Origin of the sequence: Actinoplanes sp. L3-i22 (assembly GCF_019704555.1) — a bacterium.
In the GTDB taxonomy this organism is placed as follows: Bacteria; Actinomycetota; Actinomycetes; order Mycobacteriales; family Micromonosporaceae; genus Actinoplanes.
In genome coordinates this window covers 1613061-1632119 of sequence record NZ_AP024745.1, presented here as the reverse complement: position 1 = coordinate 1632119, position 19059 = coordinate 1613061, and the positions used below count along the sequence as shown (strand labels likewise).

Genomic DNA, 19059 nt, shown 5'->3' with positions numbered 1-19059 from the left:
CGGGGTCGTGAAGGTCGGGACGCCGGAGGAACCACGGTGGTGAAGATCGGGAACTCGTCCAACTACACCGTTCAGGTGTTCCCGGACGAGTGGGAGGCGGAGGAGCCCGCGGAGGCCGCGCTGCGCGAGAACATCTTCTCGGTGGCGCTGAATCTGCACGGCTTCGTCAAGTTCGTGCCCGCGATGCCGGACGAGCCGCCTCCCCTGGCCGCCGAGCGGCCGCCCCGTGAGGACGAGTTCACCACCGCCGAGGAGGTCGGCTGGTGCGAGCTGATCCACTCGCCCTACTCGATCACGCCCGACGACACCCGCGCCGGGACGATCCGGGACGTCGGCATCCCCGACGAGCCGGCCACGGTCTTCTACGTGACCGGGGAGCAGTTCGCCGGCTTCGTCGCCGAACTGTGGGAGCTGGCCGAGATCGCCTCCGATTCGAACCCCTCCGTGCGACGGGACGAGGTGCTGGACCGCTCGGTGATCCGCTTCATCGACGAGCGCATCCTGACCTCGGACCGGCTCTCACCTCAGCACGCCGCGAGCCTCGGCCGGGCTCCGGCCTGACGCCGGGCTCCGGCCTGACGCCGGGCCCGCGGCGGGCCGGCACCGGGGAGCCGTTCCCCTGGCCGGGGCCGGGGGACGACGGCCGGCCGATGCCGCCGGGCACGGTCTTCCACGTGACGCCGGAGGAGTTCGACCGCCTCGCCGCCGATCTGGCCGAGCTGACCGCGATCGCCGGCAGCGTCCCGTCGACCGTCCGCCGCGACGAGGTCGCCGGCCACGAGGCGGTCCACTTCGTCGAGCAGCGGGTCCTCGGCTCCCCGTGGCTCACCGCGGAGCACGCGCGGGCCGTCGGCCGCTGAGCCGATCCGGTCAGGCGCTCGGGTTGCGGATCACGATCGAGCCGGCGGCCTTGTCGTGCAGGCCGCGGCCGAGCCCGTCGGCGATCAGGGCCGGGATCAACAGCGCCAGAAGTACGGCCCGGATCAGCCCCCGGACGAGCCCGATCGCCCCGCCGTCGGTGAACGAGACGCAGCGGATCCGGGCCAGCCGCATGCCCGGGGTCTGGCCGAACAGGCCGAGGAAGAACGTGTTGACCAGGATCAGCACGACGACCGGCGGCCAGGCGATCCGGCTCGGGTTGGCGTACAGGCTGGCCACCAGCAGGCACAGAATCCAGTCGATGAGCAGCGCGATCAGTCGCTGCCCACCGCTCGCCGACTCCGGCCGGGCCGGCGCCTGCGGTACGTCGTTCGCGGAAGCTGCCACGACGGCCGAGCCTACGCGATAGGGTCCGAGGGTCGGCCGCTGCGCTCACGCCGTGCCTGATCATCCGGTTACGTAACACGGCGGAAACAATAGGGATACGCCGGGGCAACTCCGGACCCCTAACGTCGCGACAAGCCTTGCCAGGTGGCGGCTCAGGCCGCCCGGTATCGGAAAACTGTGCCAGGAGGACGTGTGTTCGCCAATCCCGAGGAACTCCTGCGATACCTCAAAGACGAGGACGTCAAGTTCGTCGACGTACGTTTTTGTGACCTTCCCGGTGTGATGCAGCACTTCAACATCCCGGTGGAGTCGTTCGACGACAGTGTGGTGACCGACGGCCTCGCCTTCGACGGGTCCTCGATCCGCGGCTTCCAGGCCATCCACGAATCCGACATGATGCTGCTGCCGGACGTCGCGACCGCCTTCGTCGACCCCTTCCGGATCCAGAAGACCCTCGCGCTGAACTTCTTCATCCACGACCCGTTCACCCGCGAGGCGTACTCGCGCGACCCGCGGAACGTGGCCAAGAAGGCCGAGGCGTACCTCGCCGCCAGCGGCATCGCCGACACCGCCTACTTCGGCGCCGAGGCGGAGTTCTACATCTTCGACTCGATCCGCCACGAGACGTCGGCGAACCAGGCGTTCTACTACATCGACTCGATCGAGGGCGCGTGGAACTCCGGCCGTGAGGAGGAGGGTGGCAACCGCGGTTACAAGACCGCGTACAAGGGTGGCTACTTCCCGGTCTCCCCGGTCGACCACTACTCCGATCTGCGCGACGCGATGGTGCGCCGCCTGATCGACACCGGCTTCACCGTCGAGCGCTCGCACCACGAGGTCGGCACCGCGGGCCAGGCCGAGATCAACTACAAGTTCTCGACGCTGCTGCACGCCGGCGACCAGATGCAGCTGTTCAAGTACATCATCAAGAACACCGCGTGGGAGCACGGCAAGACGGCGACGTTCATGCCGAAGCCGCTCTTCGGTGACAACGGCTCCGGCATGCACACCCACCAGAGCCTCTGGCTGGGCGGCGAGCCGCTGTTCTACGACGAGACCGGGTACGCCGGCCTGTCCGACATGGCCCGCTGGTACATCGGCGGCCTGCTGCACCACGCGCCGTCGCTGCTCGCGTTCACCAACCCGACCGTCAACTCGTACCGGCGCCTGGTGCCCGGCTACGAGGCGCCGGTCAACCTGGTCTACTCGCAGCGCAACCGCTCCGCCTGCACCCGCATCCCGGTGACCGGCAGCAACCCGAAGGCGAAGCGCGTCGAGTTCCGCGTGCCGGACCCGTCGTCGAACCCGTACCTGTCGTTCGCCGCCCAGATGATGGCCGGCCTCGACGGCATCAAGAACAAGATCGAGCCCCCGGCGCCGATCGACAAGGACCTGTACGACCTGCCGCCGGAGGAGTGGGGCAGCGTCAACCAGGTGCCGGCCTCGCTGGACGCGGTGCTGAACACGCTCGAGGGCGACCACGACTACCTCACGGCCGGCGGTGTCTTCACCGACGACCTGATCTCGACGTGGATCGACTACAAGCGCACCAACGAGATCGACCCGGTCCGCCTGCGCCCGACCCCGCACGAGTTTGAGATGTACTACAACGTCTGATCTCGGCACAGCTGTTCGAAACGGCGGTCACGCCCGGCTCCGGCCGGGGGCGACCGCCGTTTCGCCGTCCAGGAACCGAGGTCGTCCAGAAACGAGATCGGCGGGGAGGCCGAGGTCGGCGGGGAGGCCGAGTCGCGCTGCTTCCGGTGTCCGCCGTGGACGGTGGTCAGTGGTAGGTGCGCTTGCCGACGAGCCGGGCGAGCTGCCAGAGCAGGGCCGCGCGGCGGTCGGCGGCGGCGATCGCGCGGGCCGGGTCGCGTGGCAGGCCGGTGACGACCAGGCGACTGACCAGGAGCGTCAGGGGATTTTCGCGATCAACATCAAAATCCGGGACAACCACGCCGACGTACGGCCGGAGCAACGCCCGAGGCGCAATGATCGTCAGGATGCGGTGCAGGTGGGCCCGCTGGGACACGATCGCCACGGGTCGGGAGTCGCCGAAGTGGAACTCGCCCTCGGCCCGGACCAGGTTCGTCACGGTGTCGATGGAGCGGCGCTCCGCCCGTACCGAAGAAGGGTTTAGACCGGAAGCGATCAGCGAAGCTCGCATCGCGTCGGCCTCCGGCCGGCCCCGGAAGGTCTCCCCGGGTGCCTCCGGTGTCGTCCACGGCGTGCCCTTGTCGTCGGCCGGCGACTTGTAGCCGGTGCAGACCACCCGGCCGCCGCGCGCGCCGACCACCTCGCGGAACAGCTCCGCCGCGACCGCCACCCGGGCCGCGGCCGCCGGGGTGAGGTCGAAGCCGGCGGCGTCCCGGCCGCGGCCGGGCACCAGGACGTGCGCCACCTGGTCCAGCGTCAGGCCGGGGGTGCCGGCCACGGTCTCGAAGTCCACCCTGCCCAGCATGCCAGCGCGACCGAAGCGCCGGGCGCAGACAAACCGCCCACGAACCCACCCGGCATGCCCCGCGAACGAATCACGGGGACGGGCCGAACCAGCGCGGCGCGCCAAACGCAGCCCAACGCGGCGCGCCCAGCGGGGCAGGGCGGCGAGGCGCATCCAACAGCGCGCGACGGGCGGGGCCGTGCGCGACGGCGCGGTGCGGCGGAGCGCATCCAACAGCGCGCGGCGGGGCGGCGGCGCCGCGGAGCGGGGCGGCGGCGCCGCGGAGCGGGGCGGCGGCGCCGCGGAGCGGGGCGGCGGCGCCGCGGAGCGGGGCGGCGCGCGGGGCGGCGGCGCGGCGGGAACGGGGTTGCGGGGGCGGGCAGAATCGAGCTGTGGATATCGCGGTGCTGGGCCCGCTGGAGCTGCGCACCGGCACCGGTGAGCTGGTGCCGATCGCCGGCGCGCGGCTGCGTGCGCTGCTGGTCCTGCTCGCCCTGGACGCCGGCCGCACCGTCGCCGCGGACCGGCTGGTCGACGGGATCTGGGGCGAGGCGCCGCCGGCCGCCGCGCCGAACGCGTTGCAGTCGCTGGTCTCCCGGTTGCGCCGGGCCGCGCCGGAGCTGCGGATCGAGGCCACCGCGACGGGTTACCGCCTGGCGATCGAGCCGGACCGGGTCGACCTGCACCGGTTCGAGCGCAGCGAGCCGGGCGACGCGCTCCGGCTCTGGCGCGGCGATCCGGAGTTTCCGCAGGTGGCCATGGCCGAGACGGTCCGGCTGCGGGAGAAGTACCTGACCGCGCAGAAGGCCTGGCTGGCCGCCGAGATGATCCACCGGGACGTGACCGCCGAGCTCGAGGCGCTGGTCGCGGCGCACCCGCTGGACGAGCCGCTCGCCGTCCTGCTGATCCGGGCGTTGCGGGCGAACGGCAGCCCCGGCCGCGCGCTGACGGTTTTCGATCAGACCCGCCGGCGCCTCGCCGACGAGTTGGGCGCGGACCCCGCCCCCGAGCTGGCCCGGCTGCACCGGGAGCTGCTGACCGAGCAGCCGGCGACCCGGCGCGGGAATCTGCCCGCCGAGCTGAGCAGCTTCGTCGGCCGGGAGGCCGACGTCCGCGCGGTGCGCGCGCTGATCGGCGCCCATCGGCTGGTCACCCTGACCGGGCCGGGCGGCAGCGGGAAGACCCGGCTGTCGGTCGAGGTCGGCGTCCGGTTGCCGGGTGGGGTGTGGCGGGCCGAGCTCGCTCCGGTCCGGGACCCGACCGAGCTCCCGCAGGCGATCCTGACCGCCCTGGACCTGCGCGACCAGGTGCTCCTGGGCACCGGACGGGAGACCCTGGACCGGCTGCGGGACGCCGTCGCCGGCCGGGAGATGCTGCTCATCCTGGACAATTGCGAGCACCTGATCGAGGCCGCCGCCCAGGTCGCCGACGTGCTGCTGCGGGCCGCGCCCGGGCTGCGGCTGCTGGCGACGAGCCGGGAGCCGCTCGGCCTGCCGGGTGAGGCGCTCCATCCGGTCGAGCCGCTGGAGTCGCCGCCGGCGGACGCGGACGCGGCCGGCGCGGGCGGCTTCCCGGCGGTGCGGCTGCTGCTGGACCGGGCGGCCGGGGTCACGCTCACCGACCGGAACGCCGCCCAGGTGGTCCGGATCTGCCGCGCGCTGGACGGCATGCCCCTCGCCATCGAGCTGGCCGCGGCCCGGCTGCGCACGTTGCCGGCCGGGATCCTGGCCGACCGGCTGACCGACCGGTTCCGCCTGCTCACCGGCGGCAGCCGGGCCGCACTCCCGCGGCATCAGACGCTGCGCGCGGTGGTCGACTGGAGCTGGGATCTGCTGTCCGAACCGGAGCGCCGGCTCTGGCAGCGGCTGGCCGCGTTCCCGGGTGGCGCCGACGTCGCCGCGGTCGAGCGGGTCTGCGAGGCGGACCTGGACCTGCTCGGCGCACTGGTGGACAAGTCGCTGCTGATCCTGGGCCCGGACGGGCGGTACCGCATGCTGGAGACGATCCGGGAGTACGGCCTGGAACGTCTCGCCGAGGCCGGCCAGACCGAGCCGCTGCGCCGGTCGATCGCCGACTACCTGCTCGCCCTGGCCCGCGAGGCGGAGCCGTACCTGCGCGGCTCCGAGCAGCTGGTCTGGATGGCCCGGCTGAGCGAGGAGCACGACAACCTGCACGCCTCGCTGCGGGCGGCGCTGGCCGCCGGGGACCGGGCGACCGCGATCGCGCTGGTGGCGAACCTGGGCTGGTACTGGTGGCTGTGCGGGCACCGGACCGAGGGCGCGCTGCTGTGCGCCGAGGCGCTGGAGCTGGACGGCCCGGCCGACCGGCAGGACCTGGCCCTGGCCTACACCCTGGCGGCGCTCAACGGGGTCGAGGGCCCGATGGACTTCAGCCACGTGAAGGCGTACTTCAACCGGGCGATCGAGCTGGCCGAGCCGGATCCCGCCGGGCATCCGGGGCTGCGGATGGTGGGCCTGGTCGCGGCGCTCTACGGCACCCGGCAGGAGGAGGCGATGCGGGTCGCGGAACGCATCGCCGACGACCCGGATCCGTGGCTGCGGGCCGTCGCCCGGATGATGGTCGGCCAGGTCCGGCTGAACTTCGGCGAGCCGGCCGAGGCCGCCGAGGCGGATCTCCGCGAGTCGCTGACCGGGTTCCGGGCGGTCGGCGACCGCTGGGGCACCGGGTTCACGCTGAGCGCGCTGGCCGACCTGACCGCGGCCCGCGGCGACTTCGCGCAGGCGGTGGGCTGGCAGCGGGAGTCGATCGAGCTGCTCAAGGAGGTCGGCGTCCGCGAGGAGGTGCCGCAGATGAACGCCAAGCTCGCGCTCCAGCTCTGGCTGGCCGGCGAGCACGAGGAGGCGCACCGGACGCTCAAGGAGGCCCGGCGGGTCGCCGTCGACCTGCACATCCCGGAGGTGATGGCGTCGGTGCACCACGCCTACGCGACGATCGCCCGGGCGGAGGGCCGGCTGGACGAGGCCCGCGAGCAGGTGGCCCGGACCGCGGCGCTGATCGAGAACTCGACGCTGGCGCCGCAGTTCCGGGCGATGACGCACAGCACCCGGGGGCTGATCGAGGCGGCGGCCGGGAATCTCGCCGAATCCCGGGAGCAGCACGAGCGGGCGTTGCGGGTCGCGGTGGACACCCGGGACTCGCCGGTGATCGCGCAGGTGCTGGCCGGCTGGGCGGATCTCGCGCTGCGGACCGGGGACCCGGCCCGGGCGGCGTTCCTGCTCGGGGCGGCCGACTCGGTACGGGGCTCGTCCGACCGTACCCTCAATGAGGCTTTGATCGTGGCGCGCGAAGCCCGCGCCGCCCTGGGCGACGCGGGCTTCGAAGCGGCCTTCGGCCGGGGCGACGGGGTCACCATGACCACCGCGCTGGCGGCGGCCGGGCTGACCCCGTGACCCCGGGTCAGAGCAGCTTGCCGAGGTCCAGGAAGACGGTCTCGCCGGTGGCGTCGTCGATCGCGTCGTTGTCGGTCACCGCGTAGGTGTGCCCGTTGCCGGCGACCGCCAGGCCCTCCAGTTTGTCCTGCACCCAGCCGTGGTCCGCCCGCAGCGCCGGCAGCACGTCCTGGACCAGCTTCTTGGTCACGGTCGGGGTGCCGGTCCAGGTCGCCGGGACGTCGAACGTGTAGATCCGCTTGATCGACGCCAGGGTGCCGCGCTGGTTGTCCCGCTCGATCACCGCGAACGTGTTCCGGTCCACGGCGACGATCTCGGACAGCCCGCTCCAGCCGACCGGCGCGACGTCGGCCGGGTAGAGCAGCCACGACCAGGTCCCGGTGACCGTGTCGTAGCGGCCGATCCGGTTGGTGTTGGCCGGGTCGCCCTTGATCGCGCGCTGCACGGCGACCCAGACCGACGTGCCGACCTCGGTGACGCCCTCCAGGCCGTTGCTGGTGACGTTGTCCGCGACCTCGGCCGGGAGCGCGATCTCCGCCTGCACCTGTCCGGCGGCGTTCAGGCGTACCAGAAGGTTGGGGTTCTTGCCCGCACCGGTGCCCTCGACCGCGAGCCAGTAGCCGCCGCCCTTGCGGGCGACCAGGCCCTCGGCGTCGTAACCGATCGGCTCGCCGTTCTTGGTGACGGTCAGCTGGGAGTCGATGACGCCCCTCGTCGACAGGCCGAGGAGCCGGGTCGGCGAGTAGGCGGAATCGGTCACCGAGACGAGCCGGTCACGCCGGCCGGGCACCGCGGAGAGCGCCGACAGCGTGCCGAACGGGATGTCCCGTACCGAATGGAGCTGGGTGTTGGCCGGTGATCCGAAACCGTAGACCTGGACCGTGCCGCGGATGCCGATCGAGGCGTCGTCCTCTTCCGAGGAGACCACGATCAAATTCCGCGACGGTACGGCGACGACCCCCTCCGGCCCGTTGGTGGTCGGCAGGAGCTGCGTGAACCGCGGCTTCCGCGGGTCGGAGACGTCGTAGACCGCGGTGAAGTTGCCCCGCTCGGAGTTGACGAAGACGTACGGCACGCCGCGGAACCGGGCGAACGCCACGTTCTCCGGCTCGATGCCCTTGGCGTCCGACCGCTTGTCCGGGTACTGCCCGTGCTCGATGGCGATCTGCTCGAGCGTGTTCCCGGCGTCCCAGACGACCTTGCCGGTGCGCGCCGAGAAGATCGACCAGCCGCGCGAGCCGCCCTCGTAGTCGCCCTCGTTGGCGGTCGCGAACAGGTCGTCGCTCAGCCAGGTGACGCCGTCCGGCTCGCGCTTCGCGGTGATCGAACCGGTCGGCTCGATCTTGTCGTCGTCCAGGGTGTCGACGCCGTTCACGGTGACCGTGCCGGCGCTGAAGTGCCGGATCACCGTGCGCGACTTCAGGTCGACAACGGCGAGGTGGTTGTTCTCCTGCAGCGAGACGACCGCCTGGTCGCGGGCGTTGACGCTGACGTACTCCGGCTCCGGGTCGGTCGGCCCGACCGCCGCCAGGCCGGTCAGGCCGACCTTGGTGACCTGCCAGCTCTTCGTGTCGATCACGGCGAGGTAGCCGGCCGGCAGCTGCGGGATCCGGCCGTCGTCGACGTCCTCGTCCCGCTCGTTCTCGATGGCGACCGCGATGTACCGGCCGCTCGGCGCGACCGCGACCGAGTCGGGCTGGCCGCCCAGGTCCAGTTCGCGGACCACGGCGTGGGTCCGGTCGTCGACCACGACCAGCTTGCCGGACGGATCCGTGAACGACGCGCTGGTGTTGACACCGGCCAGCAGCAGGTGACCGAGGTGCGCCACCGAGGTCGGCTCGCCGCCCATCGCGAGCGTGCCCCGCGGCTGCGGCGACGACGGGTCGGTGATGTCGACGAAGCCGATCCGCTCGCCGGGGCTGTCGGTGTAGACGACCGTCCGGCCGTCCTCGGTGACCGTGGAGATCTCGGCCGCCGCGGTGTCGCTGATCGACGAGTTCAGATACACCGGAAACGTGGAGAGGCGGTGGAACGAGGTGGAGCGACCGTGCGCGGCCGCCGCGGCGGGCACACCACCGGCCGCGACGAGCGCCACGACGGAAGCGACCGCCGAGGTGGTACGGCGTAGAGACATGCGAACTGCCTACGCCAAGATCTTGTCCGGTTCATGGACAGGGATCGAACTCCGCGTGCCGACCGGTGTCCAGATCAGCAGAGCCACACCGAACAGGACATAAATGTTGCTGCCGAGCATCGCCAGCGGCGGCCGTGGCGGGTTCTCGTAGATCCAGGTGAGGTGCGAGGTCATCAGCACGTAGGCGGCCACCGCGAGCCAGACCGCCCGCCGGTTCCCGCTCTGCCAACCCCACTCCACGCAGCGGATCAGCGCCGGGATCAGCCAGACACAGTGGTGGATCCAGGTGACCGGGCTGATCAGGCAGCCCAGCACGCCGGTCAGGGCCAGCCCGCCGATCACGTCGTCCGGCGCGCGCCAGCAACGCACGCCCCACAGGACCAGCGTGGCCAGCACGCAGACCAGCCAGATCTTCGACTCGGTCTCGTCGAACGGCAGGCGGGCCAGCATGCCCCGCTCGGACTGGTTGGAGAGGAAGTTCAGCGAGCCGACCCGGTTGGTGTCCCAGAGCGCCGAGGTCCAGAACTCCCGGGACTGGTCCGGGAAGAGCGCGCCGGCCAGCACCGTCGCGCCGGTCGCCGCGGCGATCGCCACCCCGGCGTCCCGCCAGCGCCGGGTGACCAGCAGGTACAGGATGAAGACGCCCGGGGTCAGCTTGATCGCGGTGGCCAGGCCGATGCCGATCCCGCCCCACCACCGGCCGCGTGCCACGCCGAACAGCAGGTCGGCGGTGACCAGGGTGAGCAGCAGCGTGTTCACCTGACCGAAGCTGAACGTCTCGCGGACCGGCTCGTACGCCATCGCCAGGCAGAACGCCACCCCGTAGGAGAGCCACAGCGGGTACTTCAGGCCGCGCAGGAACGGGCCGGCCAGCCAGTGGATCAGCAGGCCGACGGTGAGCACCAGGCCGATCGAGGCGAACAGCACCACGACCGGGAACGGCAGCACCGACATCGGCGCCATGACCAGGCCGGCGAAGGGCGGGTAGGTGAACCCGTACGGCGTGCCCGGCTTGAGCCAGTCGTAGACCATCCCGCCGTCGCGGAACCAGTACTGCACCGCGCCGTAGTAGACCGTGGAGTCGAAGAACCGGTTACGGTAACAGGCGGTGAGGATCAGGCCCACCGCCAGCAGCGCCGAGACGACCAGGGTCACGATTCGCTTCATGCAGCACTTTCCACGCTAGATATCCGGCGGCAACGGTCATGCCGACGGCGCCCTGCGCCTTGGTGGCGAGGGCCAGGTTGTAACCGTCCGGCAGGCACAGGGCGGCGATCACCGCGGGCGGGACGGCGAGCCAGCGGGTGTCCGGGCGGAGCGTCGCGGCCAGGATGGTGAGCGGCCAGATCGCGTACCACGGATGGAAGACCGGGGCGAGCAGCACGGTCGCGGCCAGCGCCAGCCCGGCGTGCAGCAGCGCGTCACCACCCCGCCAGGCCCGCCGGAACAGCCAGAGCAGCACCCCGGCCAGCGCGACGATGCCGAGCACCCGGGTCACCGCGACGGCGTGCGGCACCCCGATCAGCTCCAGCGTCATGCCGATCGCGGTCGGCGGCGAGGTCCACTGCACCGACACGCCGCTGTCCGCGAGCGCGCCGACCCAGCCGAGGCCGAGGCCGGACCCGAGCGAGACCGCGACCAGCGCGCCCACCGCTCCCCCGGCCAGCTCCAGGCCCGCCCGCCACCAGGCCCGCGGGATCAGGAAGATGGCGAACGGCAGCGCGACGACCGCGGTCGCCTTCACCCCGACCGCGAGCCCGAACAGGATGCCCGCGACCCAGCCCCGGCCGGTCGCGGCCACGGCGAGGCCGCCGGCCAGCAGCGCCACCATCACCGCGTCATTGTGCGTCCCGGACACCAGGTGGATGAGCAGAAGCGGACACGCGAGCACCAGCCAGACCGCGCGCTCCACCGGCACGCCGGCCCGGCGGGCCAGCGGTGGCAGGCACGCGCCGATCGCCGCGACGCCGAGGACCGCGATCAGCCGCAGCATCGCGACGGTCCCGGCCAGCGAGCCGCCGACCTTCGCCGCCGCCGCGGCCAGCACCAGGAAGACCGGGCCGTAGGGGGCCGGGGCGGCACGCCAGGTCGGCGCGACGGCGTCGGCCCAGGGGCAACCCAGAAGATCAACCCCGCCGGCGTACGGATTCAGCCCGCCGGCCTGCTGCCAACCCTGACATGCGTACGAGTACGCGTCGTAGCTGCCCAGCGGAAGGAAGGGCAGCAGCGGCAGGGCCCACAGCCCGGCGGTCACGTAGGCCCACCGCGCCGACGGCACGACCCGCCGGCCGACCAGCCAGGCGCCGATCAGCAGGGTGACCCCGGCCACCCAGAAGAGCGGCAGCAGCACCCCGTTCTGCCCACGGAAGACGGTGAGCGGGGTCACCGTCGGTTCCCACGGCCGGTGGGCGCCACCCAGGTAGGCGGCGCCACCCAACAGGGCGCTACCTGCGAGCCCCGCATATCGGACGAGGAACGGACGGGGCATGGCGACGACCCTACCGTGACAGGCTGCAACCTACGGGGCACCGGTACTGTCGGCGGGATGTGGGCACGGCACCGGGTGGAGTGGCTGGTCGCGCTGGTGGCCACGGTCCTCGGCGGCGCCTACCTGGCCGCTCCCCGGATGGGCTCGGACCTGGCCGCCCAGGTGGCGCGGGCCGGATTCTTCGCCGAGCACGGGTGGACCCCGGTGGACCTGCGCTGGTACGGCGGGGTCGACCAGCTCGGCTACAGCCTGGTGTCGCAGCCGGTGATGGCGCTGCTCGGGGTGCGGGTCACCGGGGTGGTCGCGGTCGTCGCCGGATCGGTGCTGCTGGTCGCCCTGCTCCGGCGGACCGGGGGCGGGCGGCTCTGGCTCGCCGGGGTGCTGGGCTTGGCGGGGCTCGCCGGGAACCTGGTGAGCGGGCGGGTGACGTACGGCCTCGGCGTCTGCCTCGGCCTTGGCGCGCTACTCGCCCTGACCTTCCTCCCCCGCCCGCCCTCTCTCCCCCACTCGGGCTCCCTCCCCAATCCGGGCTCCCTCCCCCGCCCGGGCTTCCCCTCCCGCCTCGGATTCCTTTCTCGCCTCGGCTTCCTTTCCCGCCGGGGCGCGGCGCTCCTCGCCGTGATTCTCGCCACGCTGGCCTCCGCGACCAGCCCGGTCGTCGCCCTCTTCCTCGGCCTGGCCGGCACCGCCCTCCTGCTGACCGGCTGGTCCTCAGGCCAGGGCAGCACCGCGGACCAGTCGGGGCGCCCGCTGACCGGCTGGCGCTCAGCGCTGCCTCGCGCCACGCGAGACGGGGCTGAGGACCAGCCGGGAGCTCGCGGCTGGTGGGCTGGACGGCCGGAAGCTCGCGGCTGGTGGGCTCGGCGGCCGGGAGCTCGCGGCTGGTGGGCTCGGCGGCCGGGGGCTGGTGGGCTGCTGGTGGCGGGGCCGGGGGCGGCGCTGATCGGGTTGAACGCGCTGCTCTTCGGGGACGGCGGGTGGATGAACATCAGCCGGGTGGACACCCTGCACGCGGTGGTGACCGGTCTCGTGGTCGCGGCGCTCGTGCCGGTGCGACCGGTGCGGATCGGGGCGTTGCTGTCCTCGGCGGGGGTGCTCGCGGCGGCCCTGGTGCACACGCCGGTGGGGCTGAACGCGACCCGGCTGGCCGTGATGTTCGCGCTGCCGGTGCTCGCGGCATACGGGACATTGCCGGTTTTGACGGGAAAAATGCGGACCGTGGCGCTGGTCGCGGTCCTGGCCGTGACGGCCTGGTGGCAACCGCCGGTGGTCGCCGCCGATCTGCGGGACATCGGGAGCCCGACCGCCGACCCGGGCTATTTCCGGCCGCTGACCGCCGTGCTCGCCACACTGCCGATGACCGGACGGGTGGCGATCCCGCCCACCCGGGACTACTGGGAAGCCGCCCGGATGGGAGACGTCCCGCTGGCCCGTGGCTGGCTGCGGCAGGCCGATATCGATCGGAACCCGCTGTTCTTCACCACGGTGCCGGGCGCCGCCGGAACCGGGGTGGCACTGACCGCGGACAGTTACCGGGCCTGGCTGACCGAGCAGGCGGTCCAGTACGTCGCGGTGCCCGACGCCGAGCCGGCCTGGCCGGGGCGCGCCGAGGCGGCACTGGTGACGGGCGGGCTGCCGTATCTCCGGCTGATCTTCACCGACCCGCACTGGCACCTGTACGCGGTCACCGACCCCCAGCCGATCGTGACCGCCCCGGCGACGCTGGTCCGGCACACGGCCGCCGCGATCACCCTGGACGCCCCGGCCGCCGGCGACATCCGCCTGAAGGTCCGCTGGTACCGCTGGCTGACCGCCTCGGGCAGCGCCCAGGTGATCAGAGACGGACACGACACGATCCTGCGAGTGCCCGCCCCCGGCCGCTACACCCTCTCCAGCTGAGCCGACACCCGCCGCCCCCCGGTCGGGGCCGCGACCCGCGCGGGGCCGCCCGGCCCAGCAGCGCCTCGCGCCGTCGGCTGGCGCTCACGGTTCTTCCCGGGCCCGAAATCAGCCGTGAGTGCCAGCCGGGACCGGGAGGCGCGGCCGGGCCTCGACCGCCGGCTGGATCGCGTGGGTCTTTGAAACCGCAACCACCCACGGACGCCGCCCTGTAGGGCCTCGCGTTCTGGGCGCCCCGCGCCCTGCGAGGACCGGAAGGGTCCCCGCGGGAGCGACGATCAGTTATTGGCCGCAGCCGAGGCAAAAAAGAATTTGATCTTGAAGTTGAGCAGGGCTCAGACGCGCTTGCTCTCGCGGTCCAGGCGCTTGCGTTCGCGCTGGTCGCGGGTGAACTGCTTGCGGCGTTCGAGGTCGGCCTTCCAGCCCTCGCGGGCGAACTCGTCGCACCCCTGGACCGCGCCCTTGGTCTGCGCCGGGCCGATGATCGACCGGAACCACATGTCGTCGAAGGTCTCGTGGAACCAGACGCCGATCCGACCCTGAAGCTTCGCCACGACTCTCTCCAAACAGTTAGTGGGCCAATGGTTGGTGCCCTAACTATTGGTAGACTAACTCACGACCTGAGGAGAACCCAAGTGCCTGACGAGGACCCCCTGGCCCTGGAGCAGCAGGTCTGCTTCGCGCTGTCGGTCGCGGCCCGCAGCGTGGTGGCGATCTACCGACCGCTGCTGGAGCCGATGGGCCTGACCCACCCGCAATATCTGGTGATGCTCGCCCTCTGGGGCGAGGCGCCGCTCTCCGTGCGCCGGCTCAGCGAGCTGCTGGCGCTCGACCCGGCGACGCTCTCGCCGCTGCTCAAGCGCCTGGAGGCGATCGGCTACCTGCGCCGCGAGCGGGACCCGGCCGACGAGCGCAGCCTCGCGATCACGCTGACCACGAGCGGTCAGGCGCTGCGCGCCGAGGCGCTGAAGATCCCACCGGCCGTGGTCGCCCGCCTCGGCATGCCGATCGAGGACCTGAAACGGCTGCACGCCTCGCTGACCCAGGTGATCGCGGCGGCGCTATGAGAAGACCCGCTCCATCGCGGCCCGCGACCGCCGGGTGATCCGCAGGTAACGGTCCACGAACTCGCCCGGGTCGCCCCCGCCGAGCAGCAGCACCGTCCCGGCCAGCTCCACCCCGTGCGCCGGCAGCTGATCGTTCGGCCGGCCGCGCACCAGCGTCAGCGCGTTGCGCACCTGCGCGGCCAGCGTCCAGCCGGCCGCCATCTCGTCCGCGTCCGCCGGGGTGACCAGGTCGTGCTCGCGGGCGGCGGTGAGCGCCTCCAGGGTCGCCGTGCAGCGCAGCGCCGGCACCTCGTGCGCGTGCTGCAACTGCAGCAGCTGGACCGCCCACTCGACGTCGGCCAGCCCGCCGCGGCCCAGCTTGGTATGCGTGTTCGGGTCGGCGCCGCGGGGCAGCCGCTCGGTCTCCACGCGCGCCTTGATCCGGCGGATCTCCACCACCTGCTCGCGGCTGAGCCCGTTGCCCGGGTACCGCTTGGTGTCCGCGAGCTGCTCGAAGGCCCGGCCGAGCTCGGCGGACCCGCAGACGAACCGGGCCCGGAGCAGCGCCTGCGCCTCCCACAGCTTCGACCAGCGGTCGTAGTACTGCTGGTACGCCTGCAGGCTGCGGACCAGCGGACCCTGCCGGCCCTCGGGGCGCAGGTCGGCGTCGATGCCCAGGGCCGGGTCGGGGGCGGGCGCGTTGAGCAGCCGGCGCACCTCCTCGGCGATGGCGTGCGCGGCGGCCTCCTCCCCGGGGGCGCCGGAGCCCTCGAAGACGAACAGCACGTCCGCGTCCGAGGGGTAGCTCATCTCGTACCCGCCGAGCCGGCCCATCCCGATGATCGCGAACCGCATCCCCGGCGGCCCCGGCTTCGACCGGCGGGCGATCAGCAGCGCCGCGTTCAGCGTCGCGTCGGTGACCGCGGACAGCGCCGCCCCGAGCTGGTGCACGTCGATCGGCTGGGCCGGGGCCAGGTCGCCGGCCTGGCTCAGGATGTCCGCGCAGGCCAGCCGGAACAGCTCGCGGCGGCGCAGGGCGCGGACCGCGGCGATCGCCTTGACCGGGTCGGTGTGCCGTTCGGCCGCCGCGGCGAACCCGTCCAGCAGCTTCTCCTTGGACCGGGGCCGCAGCTCCGGGTCGTCGGCGAGCAGGCGCAACGCCTCCGGGTCGCGGGTGAGCAGGTCGGTCGCGTACCGGGAGAGGCCGATCACCCGGGCCAGCCGCCGGGCGACCGGGCCGCCGTCGCGCAGCAGCCGCAGGTACCAGGGCGTGCTGCCCAGTTTGTCGGAGACCTGCCGGTAGTTGAGCAGGCCACGGTCCGGCTCGGGGGCGTCGGAGAAGTCCTGCAGCAGCATCGGCAGCAGCGTCCGCTGGATCGCCGAGGTGCGGGTCACGCCGCCGGTCAGCGCCTCCAGGTGCCGCAGCGCGCCGGCCGGGTCGGCGAAGCCGAGGATCTCCAGCCGTTTGCGGGCCGACTCCGGGGTCATCCGCAGCGCCTCGGCCGGCACCCGGGCCACCGCTTCGAGCAGCGGCTGGTAGAGCAGTTTGACGTGCAGGCGCCGGACGTTGGCGGCGTGCCCGACCCAGTCGGAGCGGAACGCCTCGACGGCGTCCTGGCCGGGCAGCGCGGTGTAGCCGAGGGCGGCGGCGAGCCAGCGCAGGCCGGCCGGGTCGTCCGGGACGGTGTGCGTCCGCTTCAGGTGCTGCAGCTGCAGGCGGTGCTCGACGGCGCGCAGGAACCGGTACCCGCGCAGCAGCGTCTCGCCGTCCTGCCGGCCCACGTAGCCGCCGGTGACCAGCGCGCGCAGGGCCGGCAGGGTGCCCGGCAGCCGCAGCGTCTCGTCGACCCGGCCGTGCACCAGCTGCAGCAGTTGCACCGCGAACTCGATGTCGCGCAGCCCGCCGGGCCCGCGTTTGATCTCCCGGTCCAGCTCCTTGGCCGGCACGTTGTCGATGATCCGGCGGCGCATGTCGCGGACGTCGGCGACCGCCTCGGGCCGCTCGGCGGCGTGCCAGACCAGCGGCGCCAGGTCGGCCAGCCACTCCTGCGCGAGCGCCAGGTCACCGGCCGCCGGGCGGGCCTTGAGCAGCGCCTGGAACTCCCAGGTGCGGGCCCAGCGCCGGTAGTACGCCTGGTGGCTGGCGAGCGTCCGGACCAGCGGGCCACGGCTGCCCTCGGGGCGCAGCGCGGCGTCCACCGGCCACGCCACCTGGCCGCAGATCTCCATCAGCCGGGCCGCGATCGTGGTGCCGGCCGGCAGGTCGTCGTCGCCGGCGGCCACGAAGATCACGTCGACGTCGGAGACGTAGTTCAGCTCGTTGCCCCCGCACTTGCCCATCGCGACCACCGCGAGGCGTGGCTCCGGGGTGCCGTCGGGCAGGCCGGCCAGGGCGATCGTGTACGCCGCCGCCAGCGTCTCGTCGGCGAGCGTGGACAGCGCGGCCATCGTCGGCTCCAGGCCGCGCCCGCCGGTCAGGTCGGCGGCGGCGATCCGGAGCAGCGAGATCCGGTACGCCCGGCGCAGCGCCGGCACGGTCGGCGCGTCCAGTTCGAGGTGGCCCTCCGGGTCCGGCGGCAGCCCGCTCTTCGTGGTGGCCAGGGTGCGCCACTCCTGCTCGTTGGCGACCAGGTGGTCGCCGAGCGTGGACGACGCCCCGAGCACCGCGACCAGGCGGCGGCGCAGCCCGTGGTCGCGGAACAGCTCGTCGATCAGCTCGCGGGTCGCCGCGTTCTCGGTGATCTCGCCGGTCGGGCCGGTGGGGCGGCCGCCGTTGGCCCGCTCGGCGGCCCGGGACACCGAGTCGACCAGGCGGTGGAACTGGCGCAGCGCCAGGTTCGGGTCGGCGGCCCGGGACAGGGCGTGGATCAACTCGGCCGCCTCCGTGCTGACCGGGCCGTGCTCCGCGCCCCACAGCCGCAGGCCCTGCCCGCCGAGCAGGGCGGCCCCGTTGTCGGCGAAGCCGTACCGCGCCAGCCTGGTCGGCCGGGTCACGTCACTGGCCCAGCAGTGGCAGGGTGCGGAAGGGCTGCACCGGAATGTCCGCGTCCGGCAGGGTGCCGAGGGCGAGCGCGGCGAACCGGGCCGCGAACGGCTGCCAGACCTCCTCGACGTCCGGCAGGATGTCGGCGACGGCCAGCACCACGGTCTCCGCGTCGTAGCCCAGCTCGTCCAGCTCGGCGGCGCCCAGCCGGGTCCAGTCGGCCATCATCCCGGCGTCGCACTCGATGTGGAACTGCAGGCCCCAGGCCCGGTCCCCGATCCGGAACGCCTGGTGCGGGAAGCGACTGGACGCGGCCAGCAGCGTCGAGTTCAGCGGCAGCTCGGTGATCTCGTCGCGGTGCCACTGGATCACGTCGGGCAGCAGCGGCACCCACTTGAACAGCGGGTCGGTGTCGGCCGCGTCGCGCTTGCCGACCAGCCCCGGGCCGATCTCCGGCCCGGACGTGCTGCGCTCGACCAGGCCGCCGTGCGCGGCGGCGAGCAGCTGCCCGCCCAGGCACACGCCGAGCGTCGGCACCCGGTGCCGGACCGCCTTGCGGAGCAGCCCCTCCAGCGCCGGGAACCACGGCGCGCCGGGGGTGCCGGCGACGTCCGGGTAGGCGCTCTGGTCCCCGCCGAGCACGACCAGCGCGGCGTACCGCTCCAGGTTGTCGGGGATCTCGTCACCGGCGTGGGGCCGGAGCACGGTCACCGCGAGCCCGGCGTCGGTGAGCCACTCCCCCAGTCGCCGGAGGTCGTCGGTCGGATCGTTCTCGATGACAAGCGCTGTGCTCACCCGTCGAGGCTAACCCGGCAAACACCGACAGGACGTTGTCGGGGCCACCCGCGAGAGTTCTCCCCGACGACAACCTTCCAGGAGGAATCATGAGCATCGGCTGGATCGAAGTGGGCGCGGACCGCCCCGAGGAGTCCGAGCGCTTCTACGGCGACGTGTTCGGCTGGACGTTCGCGGACGACGGCGACTCGATCGGCCCGGACGGCAAGCCCTACCGGATCGTCACCGGACCGGACGGCGGCGCACCGCTGGGCGGCTTCTACGGCACCGGCGGCAAGGTCCCGCAGCAGGCGATCTTCCTGGTCGTGGTCGCCGACACGGAGGCCGCCTGCAAGCAGGCCGAGGCGCGCGGCGGCAAGGTCCTGGTCGGCCCGCAGCGCGAGCCGAGCGGCCTGGTCTTCGCCCGCCTCAGCGACCCCGCCGGCAACCTCTTCGGCGTCTTCACCCCGCCGGCCAGGGACGCCGAATAAAGATCAAATTCTTCATTTCCGACGCTGCGGCCGATAACTGATCGTCGCTCCCGCGGGGACCCTTCCGGGCCTCGCAAGGGCGCCGGGGCGCCCAGAACACGAGACCCGCAAGGGCGACGTCCGCGGGT

The 19059-nt window shown here is 72.9% G+C and carries 15 protein-coding genes; 7 read left to right on the top strand and 8 right to left on the bottom strand.

Going from position 1 to position 19059, the window contains the following annotated elements; all coding sequences use genetic code 11:
* The first annotated feature begins 36 nt into the window (after positions 1 to 36).
* Together L3i22_RS07625 and L3i22_RS07620 are read left to right on the top strand one after the other, a co-directional pair.
* Positions 37 to 561, top strand: a complete 525-nt coding sequence (locus L3i22_RS07625; protein ID WP_221326271.1) for a hypothetical protein — start codon at positions 37 to 39, stop codon at positions 559 to 561.
* Positions 562 to 674: 113 nt separating this feature from the next.
* On the top strand, positions 675 to 860 hold the full coding sequence (locus tag L3i22_RS07620; RefSeq protein WP_221326270.1) for a hypothetical protein: 186 nt from the start codon (positions 675 to 677) through the stop codon (positions 858 to 860).
* Positions 861 to 870: 10 nt separating this feature from the next.
* Here L3i22_RS07620 and L3i22_RS07615 read toward each other — a convergent pair whose 3' ends face one another.
* Positions 871 to 1266 carry an RDD family protein gene (locus L3i22_RS07615; protein WP_221326269.1) on the bottom strand — a complete coding sequence of 132 codons (396 nt, stop codon included), beginning with the start codon at positions 1264 to 1266 and terminating at the stop codon, positions 871 to 873.
* Between the two features lie 192 nt (positions 1267 to 1458).
* Here L3i22_RS07615 and glnA point away from each other — a divergent pair, with 192 nt between their 5' ends.
* Positions 1459 to 2883, top strand: coding sequence for a type I glutamate--ammonia ligase (gene glnA / locus L3i22_RS07610; RefSeq protein WP_221326268.1), 1425 nt, complete (start codon positions 1459 to 1461; stop codon positions 2881 to 2883).
* Positions 2884 to 3049: 166 nt separating this feature from the next.
* Here glnA and L3i22_RS07605 read toward each other — a convergent pair whose 3' ends face one another.
* Positions 3050 to 3715 carry an ElyC/SanA/YdcF family protein gene (locus L3i22_RS07605; protein ID WP_221326267.1) on the bottom strand — a complete coding sequence of 222 codons (666 nt, stop codon included), beginning with the start codon at positions 3713 to 3715 and terminating at the stop codon, positions 3050 to 3052.
* Between the two features lie 383 nt (positions 3716 to 4098).
* Here L3i22_RS07605 and L3i22_RS07600 point away from each other — a divergent pair, with 383 nt between their 5' ends.
* Positions 4099 to 7116: a BTAD domain-containing putative transcriptional regulator gene (locus L3i22_RS07600; protein WP_255658028.1), complete on the top strand. Its 3018-nt coding sequence runs from the start codon at positions 4099 to 4101 to the stop codon at positions 7114 to 7116.
* Positions 7117 to 7123: 7 nt separating this feature from the next.
* Here the strand turns inward: L3i22_RS07600 and L3i22_RS07595 are convergent, their stop codons facing one another.
* Genes L3i22_RS07595 through mptB form a run of 3 tightly spaced genes read right to left on the bottom strand, consistent with a single transcriptional unit; the run spans position 7124 to position 11738 of the window.
* Positions 7124 to 9250 (bottom strand): esterase-like activity of phytase family protein, encoded by a 2127-nt coding sequence (locus tag L3i22_RS07595; RefSeq protein WP_221326266.1) that lies wholly within the window; start codon positions 9248 to 9250, stop codon positions 7124 to 7126.
* 9 nt (positions 9251 to 9259) lie between these two features.
* The gene (locus tag L3i22_RS07590) at positions 9260 to 10417 is read right to left on the bottom strand and encodes a glycosyltransferase 87 family protein (RefSeq protein ID WP_221326265.1); all 1158 of its coding nucleotides are present in this window, start codon (positions 10415 to 10417) and stop codon (positions 9260 to 9262) included.
* Positions 10344 to 11738, bottom strand: coding sequence for a polyprenol phosphomannose-dependent alpha 1,6 mannosyltransferase MptB (gene mptB / locus L3i22_RS07585; protein ID WP_221326264.1), 1395 nt, complete (start codon positions 11736 to 11738; stop codon positions 10344 to 10346). Before mptB ends, L3i22_RS07590 begins: the two co-directional genes overlap by 74 nt.
* A 57-nt stretch (positions 11739 to 11795) precedes the next feature.
* Here mptB and L3i22_RS07580 point away from each other — a divergent pair, with 57 nt between their 5' ends.
* Positions 11796 to 13637 carry a hypothetical protein gene (locus L3i22_RS07580; protein WP_221326263.1) on the top strand — a complete coding sequence of 614 codons (1842 nt, stop codon included), beginning with the start codon at positions 11796 to 11798 and terminating at the stop codon, positions 13635 to 13637.
* 335 nt (positions 13638 to 13972) lie between these two features.
* Here L3i22_RS07580 and L3i22_RS07575 read toward each other — a convergent pair whose 3' ends face one another.
* Complete coding sequence (locus tag L3i22_RS07575; protein WP_221330614.1) at positions 13973 to 14191, bottom strand: hypothetical protein; 219 nt, start codon at positions 14189 to 14191, stop codon at positions 13973 to 13975.
* An 81-nt stretch (positions 14192 to 14272) separates the two neighbouring features.
* Here L3i22_RS07575 and L3i22_RS07570 point away from each other — a divergent pair, with 81 nt between their 5' ends.
* Positions 14273 to 14704, top strand: a complete 432-nt coding sequence (locus tag L3i22_RS07570; protein WP_255658027.1) for a MarR family winged helix-turn-helix transcriptional regulator — start codon at positions 14273 to 14275, stop codon at positions 14702 to 14704.
* Here the strand turns inward: L3i22_RS07570 and L3i22_RS07565 are convergent.
* Positions 14699 to 17677, bottom strand: a complete 2979-nt coding sequence (locus tag L3i22_RS07565) for a bifunctional [glutamine synthetase] adenylyltransferase/[glutamine synthetase]-adenylyl-L-tyrosine phosphorylase (protein WP_221326261.1) — start codon at positions 17675 to 17677, stop codon at positions 14699 to 14701. The genes L3i22_RS07570 and L3i22_RS07565 overlap by 6 nt on opposite strands.
* Before the next feature lies 1 nt (position 17678).
* Positions 17679 to 18461 (bottom strand): type 1 glutamine amidotransferase, encoded by a 783-nt coding sequence (locus L3i22_RS07560; protein ID WP_221326260.1) that lies wholly within the window; start codon positions 18459 to 18461, stop codon positions 17679 to 17681.
* 89 nt (positions 18462 to 18550) lie between these two features.
* Here L3i22_RS07560 and L3i22_RS07555 point away from each other — a divergent pair, with 89 nt between their 5' ends.
* Entirely contained in the window at positions 18551 to 18931 is a 381-nt protein-coding gene (locus tag L3i22_RS07555; protein ID WP_221326259.1) for a VOC family protein, read from the top strand.
* Positions 18932 to 19059 lie beyond the last annotated feature (128 nt).